General features: G+C 62.1%; 8 protein-coding genes. 6 read left to right on the top strand and 2 right to left on the bottom strand.

The genetic code is table 11. From position 1 onward, the window contains the following. The first annotated feature begins 460 nt into the window (after nt 1-460). The 6 genes from AC0L2C_RS23385 to AC0L2C_RS23360 all read left to right on the top strand — a co-directional run bounded on the left by AC0L2C_RS23385 (nt 461) and on the right by AC0L2C_RS23360 (nt 10,352). Nucleotides 461-886 (top strand): globin family protein, encoded by a 426-nt coding sequence (locus tag AC0L2C_RS23385; protein ID WP_027154472.1) that lies wholly within the window; start codon nt 461-463, stop codon nt 884-886. Between the two features lie 808 nt (nt 887-1,694). Continuing rightward, the gene (locus tag AC0L2C_RS23380) at nt 1,695-2,273 is read left to right on the top strand and encodes an OsmC family protein (RefSeq protein ID WP_027154473.1); all 579 of its coding nucleotides are present in this window, start codon (nt 1,695-1,697) and stop codon (nt 2,271-2,273) included. A gap of 65 nt (nt 2,274-2,338) precedes the next feature. Further along, nucleotides 2,339-3,571 (top strand): flavin-containing monooxygenase, encoded by a 1,233-nt coding sequence (locus AC0L2C_RS23375; RefSeq protein ID WP_473524569.1) that lies wholly within the window; start codon nt 2,339-2,341, stop codon nt 3,569-3,571. A gap of 10 nt (nt 3,572-3,581) precedes the next feature. After that, nucleotides 3,582-4,793 carry an NAD(P)/FAD-dependent oxidoreductase gene (locus tag AC0L2C_RS23370; protein WP_473524568.1) on the top strand — a complete coding sequence of 404 codons (1,212 nt, stop codon included), beginning with the start codon at nt 3,582-3,584 and terminating at the stop codon, nt 4,791-4,793. A gap of 23 nt (nt 4,794-4,816) precedes the next feature. Next, a complete protein-coding gene (locus tag AC0L2C_RS23365; RefSeq protein WP_027154475.1) occupies nt 4,817-5,263 on the top strand; it encodes a MaoC family dehydratase in 447 nt (148 codons plus the stop codon). 397 nt (nt 5,264-5,660) lie between these two features. Then, entirely contained in the window at nt 5,661-10,352 is a 4,692-nt protein-coding gene (locus AC0L2C_RS23360; RefSeq protein ID WP_473524567.1) for an alpha/beta fold hydrolase, read from the top strand. A gap of 463 nt (nt 10,353-10,815) precedes the next feature. Here AC0L2C_RS23360 and AC0L2C_RS23355 read toward each other — a convergent pair whose 3' ends face one another. Both AC0L2C_RS23355 and AC0L2C_RS23350 read right to left on the bottom strand, forming a co-directional pair. Continuing rightward, entirely contained in the window at nt 10,816-11,172 is a 357-nt protein-coding gene (locus AC0L2C_RS23355) for a hypothetical protein (RefSeq protein WP_473524566.1), read from the bottom strand. Between the two features lie 1,149 nt (nt 11,173-12,321). Continuing rightward, on the bottom strand, nt 12,322-13,455 hold the full coding sequence (locus AC0L2C_RS23350) for a hypothetical protein (protein ID WP_473524565.1): 1,134 nt from the start codon (nt 13,453-13,455) through the stop codon (nt 12,322-12,324). Nucleotides 13,456-13,704 lie beyond the last annotated feature (249 nt).

Here is a 13,704-nt window from a genome sequence, read left to right as displayed (position 1 = left end):
CGCGCCTTTTTTTAAAAACACACCGCCCCCCCCCCAAACGACCGGGTTTAGGAGCCGGCCCCGTCCCCGGGCCGGCTCCACCTTTTTCAAGCGGCACTGGAATCCTGGTGGTGACGATCCGACTTGCGCGTTGGGAATGGCGGGAGACGACCGGTGCGGACATTGCTCCGATTGCGACAAATTCAGCGGCGCAATAAGCTTCGGCCGTGAGCTACCAGGCGATGAAAAATCGAGTGATCTGTGATCAGAGGACTGTTCGGGAATGTTTCCTAGACGCTTGGTTTCATTGAGGGTTTCCGGGCACCGTCAGGACACAGAAGGAATCTGAATTCACTGAGCGCAAACCGAACCTCAATTGAGACACACCTGAAACACATCGACGCGCCGGACGACATGCATGCGAAACGTTTTGGGCGGATGGTCGAGCCGCAGGCAGGCCAGGAGCGCAGGAGCGTCGCCAATGACACCCGACCAGATTCGACTTGTTCAGGATAGTTTCCACGAGGTCCTCCCGATACGCGTGGCAGCCGCGGCTCTGTTCTATGAACGCCTGTTCGCGATCGACTCGGATCTTCGCGCACTGTTTCTGGCGAGCGACATGCCCAAGCAAGGCGCAGAGCTGATGGCGAGCCTGGGCTCCGTCGTGCGCGGACTGGATCGTGCCAACACCGTCCTTCCGACCGTACGCGAGCTCGCCAAGCGTCATGGGGCTTGCGGTTTCAAGGAGCATCATTACCCGATCGTCGGGCAAGCGCTCATCGACACGATGGCGGCCGGCCTCGGCACGGCCTTCACGCCGGCGGTCGGCGAGGCTTGGGAGGCAGCCTATGCGTTGCTCGCAAGTGTGATGATCGCGGCTGCTCGCGAGGATCAGCTCGCAGCGTGAGGCATCCGATGCCGGAACAATCGGCACTTAAGTTAGCGATGTTCGCGCTTTGAAACCAAACGCGCCCGTGGCCCAGCCCGGCGGCCGCGATTGACAGTGGCTGTCGATTCCCGTGGTTGCATACGCAGTTTAACGGATCCATTCCGTCGAATTCGGCCATAATTCGACGGAGGCTCAAACGCTCACTTCCCTGGTCTTATCGCAACCTCCTCTAATTGACGGCGCGAATGGTCGCGTCGCGAGGATGGAGAAAAAACGACCACTATCCATCACGCAAACTATTCCGCCTCGAGCGACAGGCTCGACGCTATCGGCTTCGCCAAATCCGCGATCCGCCTGGCCTTCCGTGCATTGAAGATGCGCAGCGCGCGAGTCGCGCTACAGTCAATGCCCGACTTATCTGCTCAACGACATGTGCATCGGCCGCTCGGAGATCGATCACGTCACGTCAATGCGGTTTACAATTGCCAACAGCGCTCAACGCGGTGGCTTGAACGCGAATGATGCTGATCCACATTGACTCGGCCTGCTGAACAGGCTCGGCTCGACGGGCGTGAGAGTTGCCCCGAAGTCGGGCAAGGCCTTCAACACAAGAATTACTCAACCGCGCAATCCTGGGCGATCACCTCGCCAGGGTTTTGGCGCTTTGAACAAGGCCCACGTCTCGCAGATCGTTTCGTAGCGTGGAAGCATGTGGATCAGCAATTCCATGGCAAATTCCACGAACGCAACCACCCTCGTTCAAACGCAGCGCCGTCACAAGGAAGCGGTCCGGCAAATTCGCCGCACTATTCACTTGGAGAAGACGATGCAACACACCACCAAGTCCTCAAGGCCACCGTTGAACGGCGTCGACACGCCGAACCTTCTGGCAACGATCAACTTTGTCGCCGGCCAGCCTGAATTGGCCAAGTTCCAGTTCCGCGTCCACAACGAGTGGGTCGAAGGCACCCACAGCAAGAGCGTCATGCTCGGCTTCCACGGCGCCGGCCAGGAACAGAAGCATGCCAAAGCCTATTACGCCGACAGTGACCACCCGGCCGTGCTGTGCGGCGCCGATCACGGCCCCACCCCGGTCGAATGGCTGCTGCATGCGCTCGCCAGCTGCCTGATGGCGGGCGTCGCCAACATCGCCGCGGCGCGCGGCATCAAGCTGACCAAGGTGCAGTGCTCGGTCGATGGCGACATCGATCTGCGCGGCATCCTCGGGATTTCCGACGAGGTCCGAAACGGCTTTCACAACATCACGGTGGCGTTCGAAATCGAGGGCGATGCGCCGTCCGAGAAGCTCCAGCAATTGGTCGAGCAGACACGGGCACGGTCCGCGGTCTTCGACATGCTGACGAACGGTGTTTCCGTTTCGGTCGGTGTCAAAACCATTCAGTGATCCACTCGGCAAGGCGGTTCGGACGGGTGTCTGAACCGTCGCCCTCCAAAATTGATGGAAACAATATGGAACAGGCTGACGTTGTCATCGTCGGCGCTGGCCAGGCGGGCATCGCCTTGAGCCATTGCCTTCGAAAACGTGGGATCTCGCATGTCATTCTGGAACGCGGGCGCATTGGCGAACGGTGGCGGTCCTCGACATGGCGTTCGCTCCGCCTTTTGACGCCCAATTGGCTGAACGCGCTGCCAGGCTCCCCATATTGTGGCTCCGAACCCGACGGCTACATGAGCCGCGACGCGTTTGTGGAAACCCTGGTTGGCTATGCCCATCGATCGCAAGCGCCGGTGCGCTCGTACGTCGATGTCTTGTCGTGCGAACAGGATGGGCAGGGCTTCAGGCTGCGGACGACCGCCGGCGACTGGTCGGCGAAAGTCGTCGTTGTGGCCACTGGTCATTGCGACGTGCCGAGCATGCCCTTCCCCCTGCATACCAGCGCGGACCAACCGGTCAGCATCCACGCTTCGCAGTACCGAAGTCCCGACCAGCTTGCGTCAGGCGGCGTGCTGGTTGTCGGCGCATCGTCGTCGGGCGTCCAGATTGCCGACGAGCTGCGACGCAGTGGCAGACGCGTAATCCTGTCCGTCGGCAAGCACACGCGTTTGCCGCGCACCTGGCGAGACAAGGATATCTTCTGGTGGCTCTACCATATGGGATTCATGTCCCAGCGGCTGGACGATTTGACAGATCCCGACAGCGCCAGACGACAGCCTTCACTTCAACTTGCCGGTCGGGCGGATCGCTCCAATGTCGATCTGGCGACCCTTCAGGGCATCGGAGTCGAACTCACCGGGCGGTTGAAAGGCATCTCGAACGGGACAATTGGCTTTGCCGATGATCTCAAAGATAGCATCACGGCGGCGGACGCCAAGCAGGACCGGCTCCTTCGCCAGGTCGACCAGTTCGCGGGTCACAAATCCATGGCCGGCGCCCCCGCCCCGATCGAGCTGCCGACGAATTGCCTCAAGCGCCTGTCGTTCGCGAACGACGACATCGGCACCATCATATCGGCGACCGGCTACAGCCGCTCGTTTTCATGGCTGAAACTGCCCGTCATCACCGCCGATGGCGAACTGGCCCACAAGGGCGGGATAACGACCGTCGCCGGCCTCTATGCGCTTGGCTTTCGCTTTCTGCGCAAGCGCGATTCCAATTTCATTGGAGGCGTTGGGCCGGACGCGCAAGCGATCGCCGACCATGTCTCACACTACCTCGGTCAGAGCGGCCTCAAGGCAGCATAAGGACATTCCGATGCTTTCCAATGTCGTCCCCGCACATTCTCACTACGACGCCATCATCGTCGGCGCGCGCTGCGCCGGAGCCTCGACGGCAATGCTGCTCTCCCGGGCAGGATTGCGGGTGCTGGCAGTCGACCGCCAGTCCTATGGATCTGACACGCTGTCTACACACGCGCTGATGCGACCAGCCGTCATGCAGCTTTCGCGTTGGGGCCTGCTCCAACCGTTGATCCAAAGCGGTGCGCCGGTGATCAGGTCTACCACTTTTCACTATGGCGAGCAGGAGGTCACGGTGCCCATTCGGCCCGAGCCAGATATTCCGGGCCTGATCGCTCCACGCCGCACGGTGCTTGATCGCATGTTGGTCGATGCAGCACGAGCCGCTGGAGCCACGATTATGCACGACACTCCGGTCCATGATCTCATGTTCGACGCACATCGCCGTGTTCGCGGCGTCACATTGAGAGATGCCGGCGGCCAAACTCGCGAGATAAGCGCCGATATCGTGGTTGGAGCAGACGGGCTCGGCTCGTTTGTCGCTCGCAAGGTCGAGGCACGGATGCTGGTGCAGGGGCGGTGCTCGGTGGCACATGTCTTCGGCTACGCCCCCGCGCCGGCGTTCTCGGGATACCACTGGTATTTCGGCCGGAACTTATCCGGCGGCGTGATACCGACGAATGACGGGCTTGCCTGTATCGTCGCATCCGTTCCGACCGAGCGGTTTGACGCGGAGTTCCGCTTCGATCTTTCCGCCGCACAGCTTGCCCTGGCAGCGCTGGCACCCGGATTGGGATCGCGGGTCTTCGGCAATGGTGGCGAACGTCTGAAGGCCTTCCGCGGCACGCCCGGCCGATTGCGGCAGGCATACGGCCCTGGCTGGATGCTGGTCGGCGATGCCGGCTTCTTCCGCGATCCGCTGACCTCGCATGGTATTTCCGACGCCCTGCGTGATGCCGAAGGGGCCGCGACGGCAATACTTTCCTGTCGCGTGTCCGCATTGCGGGAGTTCCAGGAAGTACGCGACAGCCTCGCGCTGCCCATCCTTGAGACCACGGACGCCATCAGTGCCTTCGACTGGTCCCTCGAAGAGCTACCTGAACGCCACAAGCGCTTCAGCGAGGCGATGAAATCCGAAGTCGCTGTGCTCTTGGCCCGGGCGGCGCGCGATCGCGAGGTTCCGCCTCTCCAGCAAGGGCTAGTGACGTCGCAGCTAGAGGCAATCTGAAACACAAAACAAGGAGCAAGGCTATGCAAACGACCATACGATCCGGATGGTCCGGGGTCCGGTTCGGACAACCGGAAGTCGGGGCCAGTGCAGAGCGAAGGCGCATCACTCGTGCTAGCGACATCATTGCGTTCAGCGACATGACCGGCGACAGAAACCCACTCCACTACGATGATGCCCTATCCGCCCGCACCGTATTCGGCCGTCTCATAGTTCAGGGCGGTGTCACTTCCGGCCTTCTCAATGCGCTGGTGGCCGAGGACTTACCGGGACCCGGCAGCGTCTTTCTTGGCGTCGAGTGGAAGTTCCTCAAGGCTGTCGGTATTGGCGAGGAGATCGTCGCACGCGCGGAGGTGCTTAGCGTGCGGGAAGACAAGCCGATCTGCACGCTGTCAACCACCGTCGCAAACTCGGCAGGCGAGATTTGCCTGTCCGGCACGGCAACAACCTACACTGTGCCGCTCGATTAGCCGCCATAGGCTGCCGGGCGGCTCCGCATTTCCATGCTCTCCCACACGCTGTCTCCAACGGGCAGAACGCATGTTCGAGGAACTTAGCGGAATGGTCCGCTGCAAACCAAGGAGCCAACTTTATGAACATCTCATTCGGTATCTATGCAACCCCGACATCCACTCTGTGGAAAGACATCCGCAAAGGTCCGCCGCTCGAGGCAGTCCGGGAGCATCTCGACCGCGTGATTAACTTCAGACGCCTTTGCGAGATCGCTCGCAGGGCTGAGGTCCGGTGACGGAGTACGGGTCAAATGCGATGGCGGGCGTGAAGACACGTCCGCCATCGGTTTGGGTGTTGCGAACCCAAATGCTTCGTCGCTAATGTAAGGCCGACCATACGGTTAGGACAACCGGATTGAGCTCGGCCTTCGAAGTAAGGGTCTTTGGCGACCTCACGGTTCGCCGTGATGGCGAGCCTGTGGCCCTAACGCAATCGCGCAAGACGCGGGCGTTACTCGCCTATCTGGCCGTGCAGCAAAAGCAGCAGCGCCGCGAGTGGCTTTGTGAGATGTTTTGGGACGTCCCTGATGATCCTCGGGGCGCGCTGCGTTGGAGCCTTTCGAAGCTGCGCCGGATCTTAAATGCCGACGGCGAGACCCGGCTTGCGGCCGATCGCAACGTGGTCCAACTGAAGCCGGGATCGATCTGGCTCGACTACGATCTGATCAGGGGCCTGTCGGCCGATGCGGTTGGTTCGCTGCCTACAGAGCGTCTGGAATCGATCGCTGCGGCTTTCGCCGGCCCGTTCTTGTCGGACCTCTATCTGCCGCGCTGCCAGGCGTTCGAGGCTTGGCGCGTCTATTGTTCGAACGAGACCGAGATTCTGCACCTGAAGGCGCTACGCGCCCTGATCGATCGCCTGGGCGACGAGCCTGAGCGGGCGCTTCCCCACGTGCACACGCTGCAGTCACTTCTTCCGGACAATGATCTAGCAGACGAGATCGCCCGCATTAACGATCAGGCTCGACTGACCGTCGCCGCTGCCCCGATCCGAAGTGGCACGACGGCTGGACCTGTTAGCCGGCCGGCCCCCGAACCTCCGCTGGCGGGGCCCGTGCCCGAACCCGTCCCGTCGCCTTTGACGAAGGTTTCGTCAGGTAAGCAGCAGATACGCTACGTCAATGCCCGCGATGGCACCCGGATCGCCTATGTCATCAGCGGATCCGGGCCAGCGATCGTGCGTGCCTCGCACTGGATGTCCCATCTCGACTTCGATTGGGAAAGCCCAGTTTGGGGGCATTGGATCGACGGGCTGTCCAGCGGCTTCACGCTTGTACGCTACGACGGGCGCCTGAACGGCCTTTCCGACACAGTCTGTGAGGATGTGTCTTTCGATGCATTCGTCGACGATCTCGAATGCGTCGTAGAGGCCGTGGGCCTCAACCGTTTCGTCCTCCTTGGAATATCGCAAGGCTGTGCTCTCTCTGTCGAATACGCCATTCGCCATCCCGAGAGGGTCGCGGGTCTCTTGATTTGGGGGGGATATGTTCGTGGATGGCGAGCGCGCGGAAATGCGGCGGAGATCGTCAAACGCGAAGCAATCTCGGCGTTGATGCGTCAGGGCTGGGGTCGGGACGACCCATTGTTCCGCCAAATGTTCACCAACCTGTTTATACCGGGCGCCAATCGCGTGCAGATGGATTGGTTCAATGAGCTGCAGCGCCGGACACTCACGCCGGAAAACGCGATGCGGTTGAGCTATGTCTTTGCCGACATTGACATATCGCGATCGCTTGAACGGCTGCATGTGCCAGCGCTCGTGCTGCATGCCAACGGCGACCGGGTCGCGCCTTTCTCGGAAGGTTTGGAGCTCGCCAGATCGATAACTGGTGCCCGCTTCGTCGAACTGGAAAGCGCCAATCACATCCTTCTTGCCGAGGAACCCGCGTTCCGCAACTTCATTCTCGAGGCGTCGACATTTGCCAACGAGGCGCTTCAGGCGCAAACGGTCGTTGCGGTCGACCCGAGGACCCGGCGACAGGCAACGATCCTGTGCGCCGATTTCCAATACCCCGAACCGGTGATGGAGAACCTGCCTCCCGATGTCGCGCTGGAGCGGGTCGACCCCTTCCTCATGCAGGCCACCGCACTCGTGCGCGACAACGGAGGAACGGTTCTGACGATTTCCGAGAACGAGCTCGTCGCGTCGTTTGGCGCGCCTGAGCCGCTCGAAGGACATGCTGCACTTGCCTGCCGGACCGCACTCGCGCTGCGCGAGCTCGCGCTGCGCCATGGCGATTGGATGACCGGCGTTCGTGCTGCCCTGGACACAGGCATCGTGATCGTCAGCCCGGCACGTGACCGGGCTTTGGAGGTGCGCGGCGGGCCGGTGTCCGTGGCCCATACGCTGAGCCAGGCGTTGGGGCGCCATCTCGTGGTGGCAACCGCCAGGACCCGGGCATCGGCTGGCGGCTTCGTCAGTATGGAAGCGCTGGCAGCGCCACTTCTGTCGGAATACCCGAAGAACCAGCGGCTCTTTGAAGTGATCGAGATCAGGCGGGGCCGCTCGCGCTGGCAGTTGCGCGCCGAAACGCAGCTGTCGCCGTTCGTCGGCCGCGAGATGCAACTGCAGATTCTGAACAAGGCCTGGCATGACGTCTTCGACGGCGAAGGTCAGACGGTTTTCGTGGTCGGCGATCCCGGTCACGGCAAGTCGCGTGTCACGCATGAATTCGTTGGGGCCATCCCTCACGATGATGCTGAGAATCTCGAGGTCGGCGCGCTCGAAACGGACCTGCGCAGCGGCTTCGTCGTAATTCGGAAACTGCTGCAAACCCTGTTCGGCGTGGGCGACACCGAAGCGCCGCCAATCGCAATCGAAAAGGTACTGGCCGCGCAAAGCGCGCTAGGCTTCGATGAGCGGCTCCTCGATCCGATCATGGCAGTCATGGAACTGCCCGTTCAGGATCCGAACTGGGCTATCATTTCTGGCCAGGAGCGATCCCGGCGCATGCAGGAAGCAGCGGTTGGGCTTCTGCTCTTCCTTGGCCGCGAGAAGCCCGTCGTTCTCCTGGTCGAGGACCTTCATTGGATAGACGCCGAGAGTGAGGGGGTCCTGGTGCGGCTGGCGCAGGCACTGCCCACTGTCCGCTGTCTGCTTATCCTGACCTGTCGACCCGAATACGATCGCGGTGCCTTCGCCGCTGCAGGACCTTCCGAAATCCGCCTGCCGGCGTTCAATACGGCCGAAGCAGCAGCATTTCTTGACTACCTGGTTGGCAGGGACCCTGAGCTGGCGCAGCTCCGCGGTGCAGTCGGGGATGCGTGCAAAGGCAATGCATTGTTCCTGGAAGAGACCGTCCGCGCTCTCGCCGAGACCGGCAAGCTGGAAGGGCAGCCGGGCCGCTACCGGCCTTCTGGCGAGGTCGACGAGATCGTCGTTTCGGCGAGTATCCAGACGATTGTCGACGCTCGCTTCGAACGTCTCGACAAGGATTCGAAGCGGGTAGCCGAGGTCGCCTCGATCTTCGGCGGAGAGATTCCGGTGCCCTTGCTACGAAGGATGGCGACGCTGTCGAGCCTGCGCTTCGATGCCGCCCTCCAGAATTTGAAGAAGGCCGATCTCCTAGTGGAGCTTCAGGTTTTTCCCGAGGCTTTCGTCCGCTTCAAGCACGTCCTCATCCGAACTGCTGTGTCCGGACGTATCGTATCGTCGGCGCTCATTGAGCTCCACAGGACTGCGCTTGCCGAATTGAAGGCCCATTACGCGGACCGGCTTGATGAGCACAGCGAACGCCTGGCCAGACACGCGCAACAGGCTCACCTCTGGGTCGAAGCCGTCGGCTATCTTCTGATCTCGGCTCGCAAGGCGATCAGGCGGTCGGCGCACGTCAGTGCACTTGAGCAACTGGACCTTGGGGTCAGGCTGCTGAGGAGCAACGATGTCGCCGACGCCGATGAGCAAGAGATCGAGTTCCAGCTCGCGAGGGGCGTGGCCCTCATGGCGGCCCGTGGCTGGGGTGCGACCGAAGTGCTCGCCGCGTTCGAGCGCGCCGAGGAACTTTGCAGTAAGATCGGCGACCAGGCGCGTCTGTTCACGGCGCTGCGCGGGAGAGCCCAATACTACATGCTTAGCGGTAAGCCGGCAGCGGCGCAGGAACTGGCCTGCCGATGGGCTGGCATGGCTAAGGACGACAGCGATCCCGGTCTCGCGATCGAGACCGAGCACATGTTCTGGACAAACAATTTCTTCCTTGGGGAGACCGCGGCGGCCCAGAACCATGCGGAACGCGCCATCGGCCTCTACCACCCCGACCGCGATCATTATCTGACGTACAGGTACTCCGGTCATGACCCGGGCGTCTGCTGCCGCTGCTTCTCGGGATTGTCAGCCTGGCTGGCCGGCGAGCCGGATAAGGCAAGGCTACGGTGCGAAGACGCAACCGGGCTCGCCGGACGTTTCGAGCATCCGCTGAGCATGGCGCTTGCGTATTGGGGGACCAGCTACCTCCATATGTTCGCGGGGGAGCCTGAGGCCGCGCTTCGGGCGGCGGAAAGCGAGTTGCAGATAGCAGAGAAGTTCCAGTTGCCGCTCCTTGTCGGCCAAGCCGCGTTCCAGGTTGGATGGGGGCAATTCCGGCTTGGGGAACGGGGGGCCGGCCTGCGCGGCATGGAGGAAGCTATATCTGCCATTCGCCGGACCGGCGCTGAAATGGGGCTGCCCTATCTGATAGGCCTTTACGCCGAAGCGCTGGGCGACAGCGGCAGGCTGGACAGCGCTCGCAAGTCGGTTGAAGCTGCCCTCGAGCTCGGCCGCTACAACGGAACCTATTTCCAGCTCGCCGAAGTACTTAGGATCGAAGCCTGTATCCGCGAAAAGAGCGGTGGCGGACCTGACGAGATCGAGAAGATGCTCCACAAGGCTGCGAACGTCGCTACCTTGCAGCGTTCCGCGATTGGCCAACTGCGTATCGCTGTGGAACTCGCTCGCTGTCTTCGAAGCCTTGGAGATGTCGAGAAAGCGCGTGAATTAATCGCGCCTCACGGCGAGCTTGTCGGTAAGCTCGACGACAGCCAGGATGCGCGGGCGGCGCGTGAGTTCTTCTAGCCAACGTGGCGACATGACGCGTGCCCAGCAACCGCGCCGCCGCCACTGCGGCTGAATAAGCATCCGGCTACGCTAGGTTTTCGAAATCCAGTATGCGTCGGTGAAGCCGACATATACCTCACCTCACGCTGAAACCGCGTTAGCCCGACAGGCCCGCCTTGCGAAGGCCCTCGATATATCTGCTGCGACCAGTCCGGTCGATAAAACGGCGGCAGCACCTCGGCGAGATTCGAAAGCCGCAGCAATGGATCGAACGCGCAGACCCGAGCCATCATTTGCTGCGCTTCCGATAGGCGCCCCGCAAGGGCATGACCCGCCGCCACTACACGCATCGCGCTCACGTAGTTCGGCTGGTGCCGCAGCGACTTTCCCGCCCAAGCGACAGCGTCATCGTAGTGGCCGGCACAAAAATGAGCGAGCCCAGTGTTGAACTGCCAAGCGAACAGGCGTGGATCCAATGGGCTTAGGCGCATGGCAAGCGCGGCGTGCTCGACGGCCTTGCCTGGCTCGCCCAAGCAAGCCCGCACCCAGCTGCTGACGCCCAAAGCGGCGCCAAGTTCGGGTTGAGAGCGAGCGCGCGATCGATGCAAGCGGCACTGTCATCAAGGTCGCCGCCTACGTAGCCGAGGACGTATCCACCGTAGAAAAGCGCAATCGCATCGTCCCTTCCGAGTTCGACCGCTCTCCTGGCCAGTCGAGTAGCCTCGGCAATCTCTTCCGCGCGGTCGACCATCCAGCCGTTGCTCTTTCGGGTAGCGTAGCACCGCGCCGCCCGCGCATGGGCTATCGCGAACTCCGGATCACGGTCGATCACCTTCATGAAGAGGCGCAAGGCATCGTCAATGGCCGATCCACTAGTGATCGTCCGGTCAAAGGCCGCTTCAAAAGGCGAGTCGGCTAGTTGTAGAGACGCTTGCAGTTCTCTAACGCTGCACCTCAGAATGTCAGCGACGTGGTCAGATCGTGGCCTCCCCTCCCGCCGGTAGCCGGGACGACGCACGTACCGCGTACAGCGTCCTTGATACACCGGATTGATCCCCTAGTTACCCTCCGTGGGCGGTTAGTCGCGAGGTTTGCCTGGGGGCGGCGGCGGTTGCGCCTTTCTGACTGCATGGCGCGGAAAGACGGTTCGACCGACGCACTTTATGGAGGTGGTCGTGCGTCAATCCTCTGAATCCAGCTGGGCATATTTCGTATTCGCTTGCTCGATCGCGGTAGCTTGCGCAGGAGCTACCGCCGGCGGCGAGCGCGGCGGAGGCAAAAGCGGTGGCAACCATGGTGGCGGAGGCAATAGCGCTGCCAGCCAGGGTGGCGGAGGCAATAGCGCTGCCAGCCATCACGGTGAAGGCCGCAAAGACGGCGCGCACAAAGGACCCAGCGGCTCCAGCAGCAGGTCACCGGTGGATGACGATGGGACCAGCACCACTGCAACGGCGGCAGTTGCGGCAACCACGGCCGCCACTGCCGTCAGTGTCGCCCGGTCCGCAAGTGGACGGTCGCTCGACCTTCCGTCCAGCCTTCAGCCTCCTGGTGACGTCGACAGTCCAGCAACGGTCAGTCCAATCAAGGCGCTGCCGGGCGTCCCGTATGAAGTCGTTCGCGCCTGCCATGACGCAATCGAGTCAGCCGCCGCCCCGTTTGGCGCGACCAGTGTGCGCGTCAGCAGCGCAGGTTCCATGCGTCGGTTGACCCCGGATACGATCTCAGCTCCCGTCGAGGTCAGCATCGACTATGGACGGCAAGGCAACGTGGAGACGCGGCAGGCGCCGATCAAATGCGAATTGAATGCTACAGGCAGTGTGATCGGGCTGACATAGCGTATCGCGCAGAACTACTCGCCGACGAGAGCAGAATGAATTCGACTGGGGTGATTCGATTCATCCTAGTCTACTCTCGCAATACACACGTGTCGCAATGATCTCAAAGAGCTTGGGCCTTCAACAGGAGGACCGCGCAGTCGTTTTGGAAATCACTCCAATGTCGCCTGTCTTGGCCTGAGGGGATAGGGAAGTGTGAGAGAACGCACCCCCGCAATCCGCGCCGGGTCGCGAGCCTTGCTGCGTGCAGTCTTCTGGCTGACAGCCTTCACCCCGCCGGCAGCGGCGGCTGCGCGGCCAGCGCGCCGCTTCAGCGGCGGCTCAATCTTGGCGCTGCGACGCTCAGCCCTGAGCCTGTCATTGTCCGCGCGCGCGGCGGCCAGGTCGCGGGAAAGAGAAACAGTGACGTCACGTTGCTTGTCCAAAGCCTCCTTCAGCTTGGCGACCTGTAGCAAAAGTGCTCGGGCGGCGTCGCGCTCGAGGCGAGCTTTATCGAGGTCCTCATGGGTCGAGACTGCCGCAGCGCGTTCTCGTGCCAGAGCATGCGCCGTCTCGGTTGCAGTCTGCTCCACTCGTTCTCTCGCTGCGACTGCTCTGGCTCGTTCCTGTTCAGCCGCGTCGCGCTCGATGCGAGTTTTTTTCAGCTCCTCCCCCGTCGAGACTGCTGCAGCGCGTTCTCTTGCCAGAGCCTGCGATGTCTCGGTTGCAGTCTGCTCGGCACGCTTTCTCGCTGAGACTGCCCTGGCTCGTTCCTGTTCAGCCGCGTCGCGCTCGAGGCGAGCTTTTTTCAGCTCCTCACGCGTCGACGCTGCTGCCGCCTGTTGTCGCGCCAGCGCCCGCTCCGTCTCGGCTGCCGTCTGCTCCACTCGTTCTCTCGCTGTGACGGCACCGGTCAATTCCTGCTCAGCCGCGTCCGCGCGCTCCATGAGCGCAGCATTGGACAGTTTCACTTTGGAGAGCTCGCCACGAAGTTCGTCTGACTTTCGGCGTTCGTCATCGAGCATTCCGCTCGCTTGCGCCAGCGAAGCCTTGGCCTTGGCGCGATCCTCGGCGGCCTCGGTCTCAAGCCGCTCAATTTGCGCCTGCGCTCGCGATAGATCGCGCGCCACCCATCCGGCTCGCTGACGCTCCAGGTGAGCAGCGGGCATCTCCGTAAAGACATAGTTGGTGGCCTCGCTCAGCATCGTGCGGGCATCTCCCGCAAGGCGCCGCAATGCGTCAGCTGTACGGGCTGCCGCGAGCTCGTTGCGCAATTGCTCCTGGCGTGCGTTGGCGGCGGCTGCCATGCTTGTCCTCAGCGCGTCGATCTCCTTGCGCGATTCGAGCAGCGCTCGCTGCAGAGCGGCGCTCCTGGCGCGCTCACCTTCCGCCGCCCGGCGCTCCTGGCCGTCCAATTCCTTCGCTGCGGCTGCCTGAGCACCAGCTGCTTCGACTTGCGCCCGGGCAGCCGTGAGATCCGGGCTGAGCAATTCGACACTCGTGCGCTCGTCTCCCTGGGCTGGCCTACGCACATCCAATGCAGCACTCGCCGGAAG

This window comes from Mesorhizobium sp. WSM4845 (assembly GCF_055811455.1).
Note: the sequence above shows the minus strand (reverse complement) of the source record. Positions and strands in the feature narration are given on the sequence as shown.